Here is a 17,574-nt window from a genome sequence, read left to right as displayed (position 1 = left end):
TATTTTCCCCAAAAATCTTTAAATACCCCTTTAATTCGCTTGCCTGTTCGATTACAATGAGCCATGAAAGATTAAACACGAGGATTAAAAACACCGAATAGCATCGCCGAGCTGCTTGAAGCTCGGAAAGTTAACACTCAGAGCTAGTCGAAAATACTTTCCCTACCTCTTCCCTATTCCAACATTTCAACGTCCAGGCCTTATCTTTCAGGGGGATTCAACAATGGCCAGCGGGGAAAATATACCACGCAAACGCACTTACACTGCGGCGATGGAAGCAACAGCGCCACGCTTTCACCATGAGATTTCTCAAACAGCACCAGCACGTCTTGGAATTGACCGCAATCGAGCTGACTTGAAGCTTGCCCTTGCTTGTGTTCCCTGTTCTTCAACAAAAGATGTCGAAGATTACATCGCCAAAATCGCTCCAGCTCTTGGCATGTCACGTGGGAGAACACTCCAGTACATCGATGTCGGAATGCAACTAGAGCGACTCCCGCGGTTAAAAGAGCTTCTGCTCAAACGCGCACAGCTACCGCTTCCCCACATGCGGGTCATTGCCACGGCCATCCTCCCATTGGATGACCCCTCGGCTGTGAGATATTTCGAAGACCATCTCCTTGAGCTGATCACGCCGAGAGTCAATGGTGAAGTTCTTCGCGGAGTTCGGAGCCTTCAACAGAATATTCAGCGACTTATTGATGAAGTCAGCCCGCTATTGCGCCCGAAGAATGAGTACGACCCGCCGATCACTTCGTTTCAAAAAGGCATCGAACAAAAAGCTGGCGAATCTATAAAGTTCGAGTTAAAGGACACCCTCACTGAAGTCACCATGGAACTGATGCCTGAGCGGGCAATTGAGTTTCAGAAGGTCTTGGAAGAAATCACCGCTGATCAAGACTGCGACTTCGTCGAGGCTTTTTCACACCTTCTGCACGGGACTGCTCAGGTCACCGCCACACTGAATCTGTACTGCCCGCTTACCCAAGACAAGCCCCAAGAAGCCTGGATTGGCGGCCTAGGGTGGATCAACAAAATCGCCGCTGAATCCTGGCTCGATCGGGTCACTAGCATCCGGCTACTAGCGGACGAGAAAACGGAAAAGTACTCGCCAACAGAGCGACAGCGTACTTACATCCAAGGTAGAGACGGCACCTGTCGCTTTCCCGGATGTGATGTCGATGCGACGAAGTGCGACATCGACCACATTCAGCCGTATAACCACGAGAATCCCGACGAAGGTGGCCAAACCGAGACGCCCAACCTCCATTGCCTATGCCGTCGCCACCACAATCTAAAAACGGCCGGTCTTTGGAATGTCGTGCGCGATATCGACGGCGTGGAGTACTGGACCTCCGCCACTGATCAGAGCGCTGAAAAAGCTGCCCTAATCAGCACAGAATCAGGGCCGCTCTCCGGCCACGGTCGCTACTCCTTCGACCTGCGCAAGACAAAGAAAGCACAGACACTCAAGGAGTACAACGAGCAGAGGTTGGAAAACCTCCGCGAATCACAGGAGCTGACAAATCAGGCTCGCGAAGAACTGGGAATGAACAAAAACAAGAGAAAATCAGAAGCCGACGAGCCCACCACACCGGAAGCACCGGAAACTCCCGAGACACCGGAAGCACCCGAAGACGAACCGCCGTTCTAGCGCTGCTCCCCTTCGGACTGCTGAGCCATGCGCCAGCGAATACCGGCCTCAATGAAACCGTCGAGGTCACCGTCGAGGACCGACTGCGGGTTGTTGACTTCGTATTCGGTACGCAGATCCTTCACCATCTGGTACGGGTGCAGCACATAGGAGCGCATCTGGTTACCCCACGAGGCATTGCCGCCTGCGCCGAGAGCGTCCAGCTCCGCGCGCTCTTCCTGGCGCTTCTTCTCCAGCAACTTCGCCTGCAGAACACGCATGGCAGATGCCTTGTTCTGGTGCTGCGACTTCTCGTTCTGACAGGTCACCACGATGCCGGTTGGGACGTGCGTAAGTCGGACCGCGGAGTCCGTGGTGTTCACCGACTGCCCACCTGGGCCGGAGGAGCGGTAGACGTCGATACGCAAATCTGACTCGGGGATGTCGATGTGATCCGTTTCCTCCACAACCGGCAGCACCTCAACCTCAGCGAAGGAAGTCTGGCGGCGCCCCTGGTTGTCGAAAGGACTAATACGAACCAGACGGTGCGCACCCTGCTCGACCGAGAGGGTGCCGTACATGTACTCGCCATGGACGACGAAAGTAGCGGACTTAATACCGGCCTCTTCAGCGTAGGACGTGTCGTAAACCTCGACCTTATGCCCATGCTTGTCGGCCCAGCGCAGGTACATACGCATGAGCATCTCGGCCCAGTCAGCGGCATCCACGCCACCGGCACCGGAGCGGATGTTGATGACCGCCTCGCGCTCGTCGTAAGGCCCCGAAAGCATCGTAGTGACCTCGAGGGATTCGATGTCGGCACGCAGCTCAGCGCGTTCGGCATCGGCCATCTCGACGGCGTCGGGGTCGCCCTCCTCTTCCGCGAGTTCGTACATCACAGAGAGATCGTCGAGGCGCCCGCGCAGCGAGTCGATCTTTTTCTTCTTCGCCTGCGCCTGCGATAGTGCGCTGGTGACCTGCTGCGCGTGGTCGGGGTCATCCCACAGCGACGGGTCGGCGGCCTGGGCTTCCAACTCCCTGATCCGGTCGGAAAGCTCGTCGACATCGACCACCTTCTCAATGGTGGTCAGCGTCGCGTCGAGTTCTTTGAGGTCAGCATTCAGATCCGGGTTCACGGGTACTACCTTAGCTATACCGCCTGTTTCGGTGCACAATAGGACGTATGTCTGAATCCACCGCCAGCCAAGATTCCAGCCAAGACCTAGAACTCTTTCTCTCCCAAGTATCCGAGTCGATTGTGGCATCGGATACCAGCGTTGCGGTTGCCATCGTGAAGCGTGCCGCTACCATTGCCGCTCGTATGCGCGACGAAGGCCTGGTCACGGAGTACAAGACATCGATTTCCGACGTCGTCACCGCGGCCGACCGCGCAGCGGAGAAATTCGTCGTCGAGGCTTTGGCCGCGCTCCGCCCGGAGGACGGCATTCTTGGCGAGGAAGGGTCCGCGAAGGAGTCCCAGTCTGGTCGCACGTGGGTGATCGATCCTGTCGATGGCACCTACAACTTCACCACTGGTTCGGACTACTGGTGCAGCGCATTGGCGCTGGTTATGGGCGATGCGAACAATCCGGATGAGGTCGTCCTCGGCGCGGTGCACCGCCCGGCAACGGGCGAGAGCTGGATTGGTGGCCCCAATCTCCCGACCACTCGTATCAACCTCGATGGCACTGTTGATGACCTCCGGGTCACTGACCGCCCCCTCTCGGAAGTCTGCGCAGCGACCTACCTCCACACCACGGTGGTGAGCTCGAGCGAGGAATCCGAGGCCACGGCTACAAAGTCCTGGCTGGATGCGGTGTCCCGCAGCGCTACCTGGCGCATGCTGGGCTCAGCGTCGGTGGATATGGCAGGCGTTGCCGACGGCCGCATCGGCGTATGGTTCCAGCGCGACGTCGCAGCCTGGGACTGGCTGCCTGGGTATGCGCTTATCTCGGGCGCAGGCGGCGAATGTACGTCGGTGGGGCGCTGGAAGCTTGCGGGCTCGAGTGGCCAGGTCGCAGAGCTGAGTGAGGTTCTGCGCTAGAATTTCGGCCATGACCACCTCTTACTCCGAAGATCTCGCCCTCGCACTCTCGCTTGCCGACGCAGCCGACGACCTCACGATGTCCCGCTTCGAGGCGGCCAATCTAATCGTCGAGTCCAAGCCCGACCTGACTCCGGTCTCCGATGCCGATATCGCGTGCGAGAAGCTGCTCCGCGAGATTCTGTCGGACAAGCGCCCGAGCGATGAAGTTCTCGGCGAAGAATTCGGCGGCGAAGCTGTGTTTGAGGGCCGTCAGTGGGTCATCGACCCCATCGACGGCACCAAGAACTTCGTGCGCAATGTCCCGGTCTGGGCCACCTTGATTGCCCTGCTGGAGGACGGCAAGCCGGTTGTCGGCGTAGTCTCTGCCCCAGCACTGGGCCGTCGCTGGTGGGCATCCAAGGGCGACGGCGCATTCAAGCGCACCCACGTCGGTGGCCGGGAAGCCGCTCAGCGCCGCATTGAGGTCTCGAAGGTGGCAGACATCGCGGACTGCTCAATTTCCAACTCTTCGCTCACCGGCTGGGCCGAGCGCGACCTGCGCGACAACTTCATCGGTCTCACCGATGACGCCTGGCGCCTGCGTGGCTATGGCGACTTCTTCTCCTACTGCCTGGTAGCCGAGGGTGCGGTCGATGTCGCCGCAGAGCCGGAGGTTTCCCTGTGGGACCTGGCAGCGCTTGCGATCCTGGTGGAGGAAGCTGGCGGCCACTTCACTTCCCTAGTGGGAGTCGACGGGCCGCACGGCGGGGACGCAGTTGCGACGAATGGGGTGCTTCACGACGCCGTCGTCAAGCGCCTGGGCGGGTAAACAGGGTTTTCCAACCTATCGCAATTTGCGACGAGCGGCTCACTATCTCCCGTCCGCGTGACCGATATCCAGGATACGTCGCAGCTCAGCAAATACCTCAGGGCGTACCTCATGGGTTACCACCCGTCCACTCTTAGACCTAGTTAGCAGCCCGGCATCCGCCATGGTCTTTAAATGATGCGACACCGTCGGCTGACTAAGCCCAGAAACAGCGGCCAGCTCCCCTACGGTCATCGGACTACAGCCAGCGGCAGCGAGCTGAGACAAAATTTGCAGGCGCGCCGGTTGCGCCAGCGCTTTGAAGAGCGTTGCCGCAGCCTGCGCTTCCGCCGCGTCGAGAGGCCGACCGCCAAGTGCACAGCATTCTGAGATTTCGTCCATACCCGTTGAGGCTACACGGCCTCCCCTCTAAATATATTGACAATCATCGATATATTGATTACACCGGAAACTATGACACAGACTACAAAGTCACTCAGCTTCCTAGACCGCTTCTTGCCGCTATGGATTGCAGCTGCAATGGCAATTGGCCTCATTCTGGGCAAAATTGCACCGTCACTTGTGAACTGGCTGGCAGAGGCAAAAATTACGACAATTTCCGTACCAATCGCCATCGGATTGCTGGTCATGATGTACCCACCGCTCGCAAAGGTTCGATACGACAAAACGGGCAAAATTTTGACATCAAGGAAGCTGATGGGCATCACAGTCTTCCTCAATTGGATTCTCGGCCCCGCACTGATGTTCACCCTTGCCTGGATATTCCTCAGTGATAGTCCAGAACTGCGCACTGGCGTGATCATCGTCGGTCTCGCCCGCTGCATTGCAATGGTTTTGGTCTGGAACGACCTATCTTGCGGCGATACTGAAGTCGCTGCCGTATTGGTGGCCGTCAACTCGCTATTTCAAATTTTCATGTTCGGCGCTCTAGGGTGGTTCTACCTGCAGATTCTGCCCTCCTGGTTGGGACTGGAAACCACTTCCGCCACCTTTTCTTTTTGGGCAATCGCACTATCTGTAGTGGTATTCCTCGGTATTCCGCTTCTGGCTGGCGCGGCATCACGCATAATTGGTGAACGCACCCGTGGTCGCGACTGGTATGAAAATGAGTACTTGCCCAAAATCTCACCATTGGCACTTGCCGGCCTTCTATACACAATCGTGTTGCTCTTTGCGCTTCAGTCACAGCAGATTCTTGAGAATCCCTGGACCGTTGCGAAAGTGGCACTACCACTAGTGATCTACTTCCTCGCCATGTTCGCGATCGCTCTCACTTCGGCCAAGGCCGCGGGCATGAACTACGCAACCTCCGCATCGATTGCCTTTACGGCCGCCGGAAATAACTTCGAGTTGGCAATTGCGGTTGCGATTGGCACCTTCGGCCCATTGTCCCAGCAAGCACTTGCGGGAACGATTGGACCACTTATTGAAGTACCCGTACTCGTTGCACTTGTCTACGTCACCCGCTGGCTCGGGCCGCGCCTTTTCCCTAATGACCTTTCCGTACCGGACAAACTATAGAAAAAGGATTCTGAAATGAAGGAAATCCCGAAGGTACTTTTCATCTGCGTGGCAAATGCCGGTAAATCCCAGATGGCCGAGGCCATTGCGCGTGCAAAATATGCCACGCAGTTCATCGCCCTTTCAGCAGGAACGAACCCCAAAACTACTACCAATGCGCTTGCAGCCAAATCAGTTGCAGAAATCGGCGCCTCTATGGACAGTGCATCACCAAAGCCCATTGCCCCCACGATTCTCCGGACTGCAGATCGTGTTGTCATCATCGGCGATGCCGCTCATGTAGAGCTCCCCTCGGACGCTCAAGGCTCACTCGAGCGTTGGCTTACTGACGAGCCCTCAAAACGAGGCATCGACGGAAAAGAACGCATGGACCTGATTCGCGATGACCTCGAGCGCCGTATCGACGAGTTAGCTGTCGAACTCCGTTCCACTAAGAATCCCTAAGCGGCAGAATCCAACAAAAGCCGCCTTATCGCCAGCGTAAGCCACACGACTGCGCCGACGCCTGCGATGAGACCGAGGAGCAGGAACATCAGGCCGACTGCCCAGAGCCCGGTGGTGTCGTCGGTGCCGGCAATGATGCTCCAGCACAGGGCGTAGCCGGCGACGGCAGCCCACCAGGTGGGCAGCAGGTTCAGAGTTGGGGCGGGCACGCGCATCATGGCAGAGGCAGTGAGGATGACCATCGCAAAGCCGCTGCAGAAAACCTGCCACGGCGAGTAGTCGTATTCGCCCTCAAGTGTCCACGCGAGCGTACAAAAGCAGATTAGGAATGCTGCGACAAAGACGAAAATCGTGTGCCCAAATGCGATACGCTCGCCGTATTTTTTGGCCAACCATGCGGCACCCACCCATGCGAGAGCGATGGGGATGGCAATGATTAATAGGTACGCGAGGAAGACGCCTGGCACCTCTGCCCAGGTGAAACTCGTCAGCATCGATGTCATGCCACCAGGTTACGCCTGCCTCTTAGCTTTTTGAGCGCGCTAGTTTCCCAGTAAAAACACAGACGAAACACCATGATTTACACATAGTCACTTAATGTATTGTCAGGTTCGGTTGCTACAACTAGAAAGTCGTTTTCAATACGCCGTTTGTAGAGAGTGCTTTTTACCAAAGAGCACCTCCCTATAAGTTGTAGTAAAGGAGAAATCCGGGGTGAATAAACCTACCCGAATTGTGGGGCTCGATATAGCGCGCTCACTCGCCATCATCGGCATGATCATTGTCCATATGGCCTCACTACTTTGGAGCACAAAGGTTGTGCTCTCTGGCCTACCCTCATCACTGTTCGCCATTATCGCCGGCGCCACAATGATGATCATCGGCCGCAATTACAGCAGCACTACCTTCTTGCGCTTGATCACTCGCGGCGCCCTAATCATTCTCATCGGCCTGGCACTATTGCCGGTGGGTGGAGAAATTCAGGTGGTCCTCGTCATCATGGGCCTGGTAATGATGCTGGTTTCCTGGATGCCAGCGCTCGGAACCTGGTGGCGAGTCGGCTTCTTCATCGCCGCCACCATCGCCGCCACAATTAAGTACGCGCCTATGACGCTGCCGCAGATCTATCCGCTACTCGCGTGGATCGCATATTTCATCGGCGGCATGCTGCTTTACGACGTCTACCTACGCCGTCGCCTGCAAGACACTTCCACCTCTGAGAACAGCGCCAATGCTCGGTTGAGCTGGATTGTCACCGCTGTCAGCGTTGTCGTCACTGCCGTCGGCATGTACTTCCGATTTGATCCAGAGATTGCTGGCTGGCTCCGCTTTACCGGACACACTGGCGTCTTCGGCGAAATCATTCTCTCCGTCGCTGTTGCCGCTATTGTGTTGCACTTGTGCCTGTTCGTAGGCGATCGTTTCCCAGCTGTGGTTTACCCATTCGCGGCTATGGGAACAATGTCACTGACTATCTACATCCTGCACGTTCTCACCGCGTTTTATTGGCAGCAGAATGTTGTATTGCATTCCACGTTGTCCGCAGCCGGTTTCATCGTATTCTTCCTCGTCATTGCTAGCCTCTGGAAGAAATTTGTCGGACAGGGCCCTGCCGAAAAACTCGTTGCCACCGCAATCAAGGCCATTGTTCCTTCTGGGAAAGGGAAATAACCGTGAAGAAAACATCTTTTTCCATCGCAGCAATTGTTAGCAGCACCCTGCTTCTATCTGCAGCCCCAGCTCTTGCATTGGAAAACGGCGAACCCGCACCTGCGAATGCTGAAAGCAGTTCTGTGGCCGCGCTGAAGATTGGCAAAATCGGCAATTTCGGCGACTGCACAGGCACCCTGGTTGCCGATCAGTGGGTGCTCACCGCACGCCACTGCCTGGAGTCTGTGAACAACGAAGGGACCCAGGCCCGGATCGGCGGGAAGGTCTACGATGCCGATTCTTGGGCGCTTTCTCCAATGTCTGATGCGGGATTGCTTCACCTGACCCAAAAGGTCACCGACGCAACCCCGGCGAAGGTCTCCCGCGATATCCCCACACCTGGACAGACGGGAACTCTCTACGGCTGGAGCAGCAGCTCGTCCATGGCACGATCCGGGCAGCTTCCGATGACCAAGATGGTCGTCAATGAGCTGCTGGGCGGCGGGCCGACTGAAGGAACTCCAGGTGAGGCTGCGCCTGGTGGTGCTGTTCCGGGTGACGCTACTCCAGGCGAAGCTGTTCCGGGTGAGGCTATTCCGGGCGGCGCTGTTCCGGGTGAGGCTATTCCGGGCGGCGCTGTTCCGGGTGACGCTATGGAATCAATGGAGATGCAGCCAGGAGCTGCCATGCCAGATGACTCCAAAACCGAGTCGATCCCGGCAGGGACAGAAAGTATCCCAGCCGACGCTGCCATGATGCCAATGATTCGAAGCGCCATCCTGGACGCACATTCCGTTTCTGGCGCGGGTATGCAGGGAGGCGACTCCGGCGGCCCATTCTTCGTCGACGGAAAGCTCGCTGGTCTCGCTACCGCCGGAACCTCCAATGGCGACCCTGACCTGCCCTCCCCCAGCGCGGCTATAACTACCCTCGCTGGCACTGCTGACTGGATCGATGACATCACCTCCGGCCGTGACACAGAAAGTGTGCTGACTGCGGAGAACACTCCTGCTCCGCCAAAGACCATTCAGACCAGCGGTGATCACGTGTGGGCCTACCTCGCCATCGCATGCGCTGGCGTGGTTATCGCGGCGGCTTGGTCGCGCATTAGGAATGGGCGACAGTAAAACCGTCTGACCTCAACCAAAACCACCTCCCAGAAGGAACTGGGTAGGTGGTTTTTCTGCAAAGGAAGTGAGCTCAACTGGGGCCGAAGCCTCAAAATCTCGCGGTAGCTAACATACAATCGCAACGTATCCCTATGGTTCTAACCCTTTTCTTAGAATCCATGATGTGGTTCGCATAATTGTTAAATGGTGAAACCCCACCTACGAGAAAGGCAATAAGTTCACGTGGATGGCTACACACCCTTCGACGTCTTGATGGATATCGGTTGGATCTCGCTGCTGCTCATCATCGGTAATTTGATGCGACGGTTCATCCCCTGGTTCCAAAAGCTTCTCATCCCCGCACCGATTACTGCGGGCTTGCTCGGCTTGCTGCTAGGCCCCAACGCTTTGGGAATAATCCAGTTCAGCGAGCATTTCGGCGACTACGCGACCATTCTCATCGCGGCAGTCTTCGGTGCCCTGCCATTCACAATGGATTTCGATGCCAAGGTGCGCCAGCGCGCGCGAACGATGTGGTCCTATTCCGTAGGCATGTACCTGGCGCAGTGGGGATTCTTCGCGCTACTCGGCGTGATAATTTTCGCCCCACTGTTCAATACGCCGGACTGGTTCGGCATCATGCTTCCCGTTGGTTTCGTCGGTGGCTTCGGTGTGGCCGCCGCAGTTGGTGGCGCGCTGGACTCAGCAGGCATGACCGAGGCCACGAGTTTGGGTTTTACGGCCGCAGCGGTGGGCATGTTCTCCGCAATTATCGGTGGCGTGATTTTCGCCCGATGGGGCTCGAAGAAGGGCCATACCAACGAGCTGCCAGACTTGGATAAACTGCCGGAGGATATGCGGACAGGCATCATCTCCCTTCCTGGTCAGCGCCCAAGTGTGGGGCGGGCGACTACAAGCCCGTCCTCAATCGAACCAATCGCGCTGCACGTTGCAGCACTAGCGGTGACGCTCTTCCTGGCAAATATCCTGACCAACTGGGTCAATGACATCTTCCCTGCACTGAGCTTCCCACTATTCGCAATGGCATTCCTGGTCGGCCTGGCAGGTGTAGGCGTGCTGCACCTGATTAAGGCACCACACTACCTGGATGCAAAGTTGATGGGTTCGGTCTCCGGCGCGTCGACGGACTTCCTGGTTGCAGTCGGCATCGCGTCGATTGTGCCGGCAGTGGTGGCCACCTACATCGTCCCGCTAATTATCCTGTTCGTCGTGGGCCTGGCCTTCTGCCTGGTGTTGTTCTTCTACGTCGCACCACGCATCTTTGAACATGGCTGGTTCGAGCGCGCCGTATTCAGCTGGGGCTGGGCAACTGCCTCCGTGGCCACGGGCATCGCCGTACTGAAAATTGTGGACCCGGAGCAGAAATCCGGCACGCTCGAGGAATTTGGCATGGCCTATGTGGGATTCGCGCCCTTCGAGATCGCGGCAGCCATCCTCGCACCCATCGCAATCCTCGCCGGACTGGTGTGGCTATTCGGTGGAGTCGCGCTTATCGGCGGGCTAGCCCTGTTGATTCCGCCGATGATCATGCTGAAGAAATCGAAGACCAGGGCTTCGTAGAGTTCTTTATAGAGGGCGGGGACAGGAAAAGTTTTCTCCCGCCCTCTACTGTTGCGACCCCACCGTGGACTGACTAGGCCCGTCTGCCAGCTATTTTCTAGCGCTGCGCTCACTTATCGATGCATAATTCACCTATCGATGCGCTCCAGCGTATCCATAAGTGAATAACTCATCGATATGTGAAACCGAAAGCCAGCAGCGCGTACATGAGCTGAGGCAAATCGACCGGAATCAACCCAGCACCCCCTCAAGCTAAGTACCTTCAGGCCGACTAATCGAGCAGCGCCTCACACCGCATTTCTGATGGCCGCCCCTTTAATGCCCGGTTGTGCAGTGCGCGAGTTCGTCAGACCCAACGGCTACCCAACGACTTACCCCCCCCCAAAAAAAACGGTGAAAAACGGTGATTTGGCCCCAGAATAAAGAAGACCCCTACCGGCGTTGCACCGGTAGGGGTCTCTTCTTAGTGGCGGGGGCAGGATTCGAACCTACGACCTCTGGGTTATGAGCCCAGCGAGCTACCGAGCTGCTCCACCCCGCGTCAACTGTCCTGGCTTTTACAAGCACTCACAGCGGGCGCTGGTCTCTCTGACCAACGAGAAGTAACTGTAGCACGACGCTCCCAACAAAGACCAATCCCCAGGTCATAGCCAATTTCGCTACAACCTAGGGAGTCTTCGGACCATAGAAACCTATGATTCTCGGTTAACTACTCGTTGCACGTCTTACTGGCCGTTGGCCTTCTGGTAGTCAGCGGCAGCGCGGTCGAGCTCGGCAAGTGCCTGGCCCTGTGCCGCGTAGTCACCGTTCTTCTGAGCGTCGTTAAGCTTTTGCAGTGCGTCGGAGATACGGCGAGCGGCGTCGTCACGCGCGGCGACATCAACCTTGCGCTCTTCCTTCGGTGCCTCGTCGTCGGACTCAGCGTCGGCGGCATCCTTGTCCTTATCCGCCGACTGCTCCTCAGTCTCTTCCTCACCGCGGACCTTGGTCGCGGCGGAAGCATCGATACCGACCTGACTCAGAGCCTCAGTGACCGTGGCGCCATAGCCCACCTGACCGCGGTAAGCGACGAGAATACGCAGCAGCTTCGGGAATGCGGTCTCCTGGCCCTTGCGCTGGGTGTAGACCGGTTCGACGTAGAGAATCTCGCCATCGCCGACCGGCAGCGTCAGCAGGTTACCGTTGGTGACCACGTTCGTGCCCTCGAGCAGAGTACGGTCCTGGGCGACCTCATCTGCGGACATCATCGTGTCCTGCGCCTGCCGTGGACCCATGGTCTGGGTGTTGGTCGGCAGGGCACGGATGGTGATTTGACCGTACGTCTCCGGATCGGAGGAAGCGCTCATCTGGGCGGCGAGGAACTCGCGCTCCAGACCGCGGAAGGCGGAAATCAGCTGGAAGCTCGGCTTTCCGGTCTTCGGATCGGAAGCGACAACGTAGTACGGCGGCTGGGAGAGGTTCTGCTCTTCCGGCGCGGTCGGATCGGACGGGACGGACCAGAAGGAGTCATTGGCGAAGAACACGCCCGGATCGCTGACGTGGTACTTGGCCATCAGCTCACGCTGAACCTTAAACAAGTCCTCCGGGTAGCGCAGGTGCTCCTGCAGCTCCTCGGAAATCTCCGACTTTGGCTTCACCACATCCGGGAAGACACCCTCCCAGGCCTTGAGCACCGGATCCTTCTCATCGAACTCGTAGAGCTCAACGGTGCCATCGTAGGCATCGACGGTCGCCTTGACCGAGTTGCGGATGTAGCTGACCTCGCTGTTCGGCAGCGGGCGTGGAGTGCCATCCGGGTTAATGGAGTCCTGTGTGGTTTCCTGGAGGCTCATGCGCTGGGAGTACGGCATCTTGGCCAGCGTGGTGTAGCCGTCGACGATCCACTTCATACGGCCATCGACTACAGCCGGATAGGTCTTGGTGTCAGTGGTCAGCCACGGGGCGACCTTCTGAACACGGTCACGCGGATCGCGGTTGTAGATAATCTTGGAGTCCGGCCCAATGCGGTCGGACAGCAGGATGTTGAGTTCCTGGTAACGGGTGGCGAAAATCATGCGGCTGGCAAGCCCGCCTACGCCAACACCGCCCTCACCGTCGTAGGTGAAGTTACGGCCGTCGGCATCGTACTCATAGTCCTTGCCGTCACCGTTACCGCCAACAATCGCATAGTCGGCATCGCTGTTGGCGATAACCGGGCCGTAGTAGATACGCGGCTGCTTCAGGTTCAGGTTCATGCCGTTCGGGTCCTCGGACTCGAACAGGTCAGCCACGGTATACAGCGGGTAACCGCCGCGGGCGGAACCGGACTCGGAGGCAACCTCGTCGACCTTATTAGCCGGCGCAGCAACGAAACCATTGCCGTGGGTGTAGACCGTGTGACGGTTAATCCAGTCAGTCTGGTTACCCTGCAGCGTCTGCGGGTTCAGTTCACGAGCAGCGACGATGAAGTCACGGGACGCACCATCGATCTGGTAGCGGTCAATGGCAAGCGGATCGGAGAAACCATAGAAGTTCTTCAGCTGGCGCTGCTGCGTGAAGGTACGTGGCAGCACCTCCGGATCCAGAATTCGGATATTGGCCAGCGTCGCAGCATCGCGGGAAATCGAATCCGCACCTTCCTTCGCGGCTTCCTTATCGCCTTCCTTTTCAGCCGGAACACCCCAGTCGCGCTCAACCTTCACCTTGTCGTCAGTAAGCCCGTAGTGGTAGCGCGTCGATTCAATATTGCGCGCAATGTATTCGCGTTCCTTGGAAGCGCGGTTCGGGTTAACTGAGAACTGCTCAACTGCCATCGGCCAGGCCACGCCAATCAGACCTGCGGAAACCAACATCAGCACGGTGGCAAACGCCGGGATCGAAAGATTGCGCAGGAAAATGGCCGCGAAGAATGCAGCGGCCACGACGATTGCGATGACCAGCAGCGTAATCTTCGCCGGCAGCAGCGCATTGATATCGGTGTAGGAACCACCGGTGAAGGTCTTCTGCTTGTTATTCAGCAGCTCATAGCGGTCCAGCCAGTAAGACACAGCCTTGAGCAGCATGAAAACACCGGCCCAGCACGCCAACTGCGCACGAGCCGCATTGGAAACGCGGGTCTTCTCCCCTGTAGTCGGGTTACCTGGGCGGATGCCACCAAGGAAGTAATGCGTCACCAGCGACAGCAGGAACGCAATAACTACCAGGACAACCAGCGTCGAAATGATGTACGACCACAGCGGCAACTGGAATGCATAGAAGCCCAAGTCCTTGCCGTACTGCGGGTCAGTCTCACCGAAGGACTGCCGATTTAAGAACAGCTGCACCGTCTGCCAATTACCCTGCCCCACAAGGCCACCGAGTACGCCGAATACAACGGGCAGCGTGGTGAACATCGACTTCGAACCGGATTCAGCCATCCGTCGGTACACTGCCTGCGGGCTGCGTGGATCCGTCAGTCCGAGGTCGACGGGCCGCGAGCGCCACGCCAGCCACATAGATAGAAATGTCAGTGCGCCCGTTATCAGGCCTACAGTGATAAACAGGACGATACGAGTGAGCCACGTGGTGGCGAATACCCCTCGATACCCCACTTCACCGAACCACTGAAAGTCCGTATAAAAATTGACGGCGATTGGAATAACAAAGGTCAGCGCGGCAATCACCAACACGGTAATTGCCAGCCACCCCGGTCGGCCACCCGCCGATCGTCTCGGTCGAGTCTGGTTTAGAGACAACGTCTCTCCTGTTCGAGTTGAGCTTGACTTGCCAGCGAGCTGGTAAGTCGGTCGTACGCTTATCTGTCATCTACTCTAAATAAAGTTCCTAACATTTGACTAAGGATGCTGTTAATACAGCGTTGCCAGGAAAGGGGCGTCGTCAAGCGTCATGAGCGAAAACAACGGCACTCAGACTCATCTCAGCCAGCAGGCACTCAATCGCGCCGTGCGCGAAGCTGTCGAATACGTCCACACCGAAGGTTGGGACCGCGCTCCGAGCCTCTTCGCCCTCGTCCCCACCGCCGCGCTTGCCGACGTGCTTGCCGACGAGCTGATTGACAGCGCCCCATTGACTGTCGTTGCGCAGGAACCCCTCCCCGAGGGAATTGAAGGCGGTAGCCCTGAGTTGGCGGACTTTATCGCTCGGACATCGTGGCCGGCAGGTGTCGTCGGTGCCGTGTTAGCGCAGGAAATAATGGTCATCGCTCCGGAGCAGGCGGACAGCTTTGAGGGTGCATCCCTGGACGAGGTGCGGGCACAGGCGGATGGTGAGGCGGCTCGCCAGGCACGTCTTTTCAGTGGTGTTATCAGCGAAGGTCCACACCTAACACTGATCCAACCTCGCCCCACAGAGGCGGAACTGGATGAGCGTGGGCCCTTTGCTGAAGATGAGATTGAGCTAAAAGATGGTTCTGGGGTAGCCGATGGTGTCATCGCTGCGTTGTATTCCACGTTCGGAAGCGCCTCATAAATCCACCTACCAGCGATAAGAGACAAAAAGAGGTATTGAAAGCGCCGAATATACATATAACTAGCTGATTCCGGTTGACATCGGACTTAGAACCTAGTTGTATAACAAAGTGATAAAGGCGCGTCTCTAAGTATCCGCTCAGGGTTCTGTCGGACTTGGTTCTGTCGGACTTGGTTCTTCCAGGGACGGTCTGTGGCGAAGAAATCGCGAGTGTAGCGCGAGTTTTTCCTTCTATAGGTTTTCAACTAAGAGGTTTTTAATTATGAAGAACAACGTTGTTCGCCGTGCAGCAGCCTCGGCAGCTGCAGCTTCTGCGCTGGCAGCCTCCCTCCTGACCGGTGGTGTTGCCAACGCTCTTCCTACTGGTAACTACGTTGCCTTCGGCGATTCCTTCGCTGCTAACCCGGGTCAGTCCGATCCAGCCGTACCGGGCCGTGGTGGCTGCCCGATTTCGGTCTCGAACATCGGCTCTCACGTTGCTCGTGAGACTGGTCTTGAACTGCACGACTACTCCTGCAACGGCACTACCGCTTTCATGCCGACTCAGCCGCAGAAGTCCCTGATGGGCCAGGTTGACAACGCCATCGCTCAGGGCTCCCTCGGCCCGGCTACCCAGCTAGTAACCATCTACGTTGGCGCCAATGACGCGATGCAGGGCGCTGTGCTGCCAATGCCGGTTCAGGATGACCTGTACACCACCAACGTTGTGGCCGCTGTGGAGAAGATCAAGGCCGCTAACCCAACTGCTCGCGTCATGCTGATTGGTTACCCGGCTTTCACCTCTAATGACCCGACTCACTACGCTTGCCCGGTTAACGCCGCAGGTTTTGCACCGCACATTCCGGCTGCCGGTATGCACCACTTTGAGATGGCTCTGCAGAACCGCCAGATGCGTGCTGCCGCTGAATCCGGTATCGGTTTCGTCAACATGAAGGAGGTCACCAACATCGACGTCGCAATGTGCGGTCCGGACGGTGAGCGTCAGGTCTCCGCAATTCTGGATACCGATGTTGCTTCCTACAACATGACCAACCACCCGACCTTCCACGGTTCGGCAGTTGCTGGCACCACTATCGCCAACGTCTACAAGAGCACCTTCTAAGGTCTTTCGACGTCGCTCAGACGTCTTCAAGTACAACGAAAAATCCCCGGTCGTAATGACCGGGGATTTCCATTTGTGGAGCTGCCGAGAATTGAACTCGGGTCCACCGCCAACTCGCCAGGGCTTCTCCGTGCGCAGTTCGCACGATCGCCTCTACTCGACCCTTCGGCTCAGGCAAACATGTCCGAATGACGGGCCCAGCCGCAAGTAAGAAGATCCCCGATGAGCCTTACGGCACACCCATCGGGCGAGCCCTTTTAAGTCGATGCCAGGGTCCGGACCAAAGGGCAAGCCCGGTCTGACAGACACGCTAGTCGCTTAATTAGGCAGCGAGAGCGTAGTCGCGCTGAGTGTTCTCGGCGCTTAATCAGTTGCTACGACGCTTAAACGGTGGTCTCTAGCCTGCACCGGCACGCTTCCCCTGGCTCACTGTACGGTGTCGAAACCATGTCAGCCCCATACAATGCCTTCGAGCACGGGAAAGTGCGTAGCACTCAAAGGATGTTCAAGAATAACGCTTTACGACGGGAAAAGTCAACAAGCTTCGCCGCAAGGCCCACAGCCCCCCCCCCGAATGTCAACTCCGGGTTGACACTGACGTCAACCAATGGTTGACTGCAGTCATGGATCCATTGACGACAATCCGTCACCGACTGCAAGCAACGAACATTGCCGAACAAGAACTTGAAGATGCCGTGGCGCAGGCTCGCGCAGCGGGCCATTCATGGGCAGAGATTGGAAATGTACTCAATATCTCCCGGCAAGCGGCATTCAAGCGGTTCGGAAGTGTCCAAAACCCCGTTTCAGGAGAATTGATGACTGCCACAAAAACTACACATATCGCCGAGCTCGGCGAAAAATTCCTTCGCCACATCATCAACGGCGAAGAAGCAGAAACCGTAAGCATGATTTCCCCAAAGCTCCGGAAGGATCTCCCCTGGTCCACTATCTACTCTGTCTGGGAAGATGTTCTCACCGAGACTGGGGCGTTCGAATCTTTCGACGACACCCAAGTCACCAGCCTCGGGGGAACCAGGACTAAGGAACCGACCTCGCAGAAACTCCTGTCGAAGATTCTCGGCACAAGTCTCGTCATCACCACCCTCAAACATGAGGCTGGCGAATGGATGGCTCGAGTTGCCTTTGACCGTCACGAAAACGTCATTGGCCTACTCATCCTCCCAGTCGATGCGACTGAGTTCCCCTTCTAAAAAGGGTTTCTTCTAATGAAGA

15 protein-coding genes, 1 tRNA gene and 1 other RNA gene are annotated in these 17,574 nt (G+C 57.1%); 11 read left to right on the top strand and 6 right to left on the bottom strand.

Going from position 1 to position 17,574, the window contains the following annotated elements; all coding sequences use genetic code 11:
* The first annotated feature begins 271 nt into the window (after window positions 1-271).
* A complete protein-coding gene (locus QP977_RS06910) occupies window positions 272-1,654 on the top strand; it encodes an HNH endonuclease signature motif containing protein (RefSeq protein WP_224783740.1) in 1,383 nt (460 codons plus the stop codon).
* Here QP977_RS06910 and prfB read toward each other — a convergent pair.
* The gene (gene prfB / locus QP977_RS06905; RefSeq protein WP_049189559.1) at window positions 1,651-2,769 is read right to left on the bottom strand and encodes a peptide chain release factor 2; all 1,119 of its coding nucleotides are present in this window, start codon (window positions 2,767-2,769) and stop codon (window positions 1,651-1,653) included. The two genes, QP977_RS06910 and prfB, sit on opposite strands and share 4 nt — an antisense overlap.
* 47 nt (window positions 2,770-2,816) lie before the next feature.
* Between prfB and QP977_RS06900 the strand changes: the two genes are divergently transcribed.
* Both QP977_RS06900 and hisN read left to right on the top strand, forming a co-directional pair.
* Window positions 2,817-3,677 (top strand): inositol monophosphatase family protein, encoded by an 861-nt coding sequence (locus tag QP977_RS06900; protein WP_070549407.1) that lies wholly within the window; start codon window positions 2,817-2,819, stop codon window positions 3,675-3,677.
* Window positions 3,678-3,687: 10 nt separating this feature from the next.
* Complete coding sequence (gene hisN, locus QP977_RS06895; RefSeq protein ID WP_049172187.1) at window positions 3,688-4,488, top strand: histidinol-phosphatase; 801 nt, start codon at window positions 3,688-3,690, stop codon at window positions 4,486-4,488.
* Between the two features lie 42 nt (window positions 4,489-4,530).
* Here hisN and QP977_RS06890 read toward each other — a convergent pair whose 3' ends face one another.
* Complete coding sequence (locus QP977_RS06890; RefSeq protein ID WP_016423238.1) at window positions 4,531-4,869, bottom strand: ArsR/SmtB family transcription factor; 339 nt, start codon at window positions 4,867-4,869, stop codon at window positions 4,531-4,533.
* A 72-nt stretch (window positions 4,870-4,941) separates the two neighbouring features.
* Between QP977_RS06890 and arsB the strand changes: the two genes are divergently transcribed.
* Both arsB and QP977_RS06880 read left to right on the top strand, forming a co-directional pair.
* Window positions 4,942-6,009, top strand: coding sequence for an ACR3 family arsenite efflux transporter (gene arsB / locus QP977_RS06885; RefSeq protein ID WP_049172185.1), 1,068 nt, complete (start codon window positions 4,942-4,944; stop codon window positions 6,007-6,009).
* A gap of 15 nt (window positions 6,010-6,024) precedes the next feature.
* Complete coding sequence (locus QP977_RS06880; protein ID WP_048733886.1) at window positions 6,025-6,453, top strand: arsenate-mycothiol transferase ArsC; 429 nt, start codon at window positions 6,025-6,027, stop codon at window positions 6,451-6,453.
* Here QP977_RS06880 and QP977_RS06875 read toward each other — a convergent pair.
* Window positions 6,450-6,956 carry a hypothetical protein gene (locus QP977_RS06875; RefSeq protein ID WP_070652795.1) on the bottom strand — a complete coding sequence of 169 codons (507 nt, stop codon included), beginning with the start codon at window positions 6,954-6,956 and terminating at the stop codon, window positions 6,450-6,452. The two genes, QP977_RS06880 and QP977_RS06875, sit on opposite strands and share 4 nt — an antisense overlap.
* A gap of 211 nt (window positions 6,957-7,167) precedes the next feature.
* Here QP977_RS06875 and QP977_RS06870 point away from each other — a divergent pair, with 211 nt between their 5' ends.
* The 3 genes from QP977_RS06870 (at window position 7,168) to QP977_RS06860 (ending at window position 10,793) form a co-directional block, all read left to right on the top strand.
* Window positions 7,168-8,124: a DUF418 domain-containing protein gene (locus QP977_RS06870; protein WP_070652796.1), complete on the top strand. Its 957-nt coding sequence runs from the start codon at window positions 7,168-7,170 to the stop codon at window positions 8,122-8,124.
* Window positions 8,125-8,126: 2 nt separating this feature from the next.
* Entirely contained in the window at window positions 8,127-9,230 is a 1,104-nt protein-coding gene (locus tag QP977_RS06865; RefSeq protein WP_284847219.1) for a trypsin-like serine protease, read from the top strand.
* Between the two features lie 225 nt (window positions 9,231-9,455).
* The gene (locus tag QP977_RS06860; protein WP_053087322.1) at window positions 9,456-10,793 is read left to right on the top strand and encodes a sodium/glutamate symporter; all 1,338 of its coding nucleotides are present in this window, start codon (window positions 9,456-9,458) and stop codon (window positions 10,791-10,793) included.
* Window positions 10,794-11,260: 467 nt separating this feature from the next.
* Here the strand turns inward: QP977_RS06860 and QP977_RS06855 are convergent.
* Window positions 11,261-11,334, bottom strand: a tRNA-Met gene (locus QP977_RS06855).
* Window positions 11,335-11,518: 184 nt separating this feature from the next.
* The gene (locus QP977_RS06850; RefSeq protein ID WP_049189694.1) at window positions 11,519-14,506 is read right to left on the bottom strand and encodes a UPF0182 family protein; all 2,988 of its coding nucleotides are present in this window, start codon (window positions 14,504-14,506) and stop codon (window positions 11,519-11,521) included.
* Window positions 14,507-14,657: 151 nt separating this feature from the next.
* Here QP977_RS06850 and QP977_RS06845 point away from each other — a divergent pair, with 151 nt between their 5' ends.
* Together QP977_RS06845 and QP977_RS06840 are read left to right on the top strand one after the other, a co-directional pair.
* Window positions 14,658-15,239 carry a PPA1309 family protein gene (locus QP977_RS06845; RefSeq protein WP_016423245.1) on the top strand — a complete coding sequence of 194 codons (582 nt, stop codon included), beginning with the start codon at window positions 14,658-14,660 and terminating at the stop codon, window positions 15,237-15,239.
* A 262-nt stretch (window positions 15,240-15,501) separates the two neighbouring features.
* A complete protein-coding gene (locus QP977_RS06840; protein WP_048733544.1) occupies window positions 15,502-16,341 on the top strand; it encodes a GDSL-type esterase/lipase family protein in 840 nt (279 codons plus the stop codon).
* A gap of 73 nt (window positions 16,342-16,414) precedes the next feature.
* Here QP977_RS06840 and ssrA read toward each other — a convergent pair.
* Window positions 16,415-16,799: a transfer-messenger RNA gene (gene ssrA, locus QP977_RS06835) on the bottom strand.
* A gap of 357 nt (window positions 16,800-17,156) precedes the next feature.
* On the opposite strand from ssrA, the gene QP977_RS06830 reads away from it, so the two are divergent.
* On the top strand, window positions 17,157-17,552 hold the full coding sequence (locus tag QP977_RS06830; RefSeq protein ID WP_016423247.1) for a DUF3887 domain-containing protein: 396 nt from the start codon (window positions 17,157-17,159) through the stop codon (window positions 17,550-17,552).
* Window positions 17,553-17,574: the final 22 nt, after the last annotated feature.

The sequence above is a fragment of the Corynebacterium sp. MSK012 genome (assembly GCF_030232435.1).
In the GTDB taxonomy this organism is placed as follows: domain Bacteria; phylum Actinomycetota; class Actinomycetes; order Mycobacteriales; family Mycobacteriaceae; genus Corynebacterium; species Corynebacterium jeikeium_D.
Note: the sequence above shows the minus strand (reverse complement) of the source record. Positions and strands in the feature narration are given on the sequence as shown.

Coding starts and splice junctions, on each gene's coding strand:
- QP977_RS06910 (WP_224783740.1), top strand. CDS start 272: ATGGAAGCAACAGCGCCACGCTTTCACCATGAGATTTCTCAAACAGCA.
- QP977_RS06875 (WP_070652795.1), bottom strand. CDS start 6,956: ATGACATCGATGCTGACGAGTTTCACCTGGGCAGAGGTGCCAGGCGTC.
- QP977_RS06840 (WP_048733544.1), top strand. CDS start 15,502: ATGAAGAACAACGTTGTTCGCCGTGCAGCAGCCTCGGCAGCTGCAGCT.
- QP977_RS06900 (WP_070549407.1), top strand. CDS start 2,817: ATGTCTGAATCCACCGCCAGCCAAGATTCCAGCCAAGACCTAGAACTC.
- arsB (WP_049172185.1), top strand. CDS start 4,942: ATGACACAGACTACAAAGTCACTCAGCTTCCTAGACCGCTTCTTGCCG.
- QP977_RS06830 (WP_016423247.1), top strand. CDS start 17,157: ATGACTGCCACAAAAACTACACATATCGCCGAGCTCGGCGAAAAATTC.
- hisN (WP_049172187.1), top strand. CDS start 3,688: ATGACCACCTCTTACTCCGAAGATCTCGCCCTCGCACTCTCGCTTGCC.
- QP977_RS06880 (WP_048733886.1), top strand. CDS start 6,025: ATGAAGGAAATCCCGAAGGTACTTTTCATCTGCGTGGCAAATGCCGGT.
- QP977_RS06890 (WP_016423238.1), bottom strand. CDS start 4,869: ATGGACGAAATCTCAGAATGCTGTGCACTTGGCGGTCGGCCTCTCGAC.
- QP977_RS06845 (WP_016423245.1), top strand. CDS start 14,658: ATGAGCGAAAACAACGGCACTCAGACTCATCTCAGCCAGCAGGCACTC.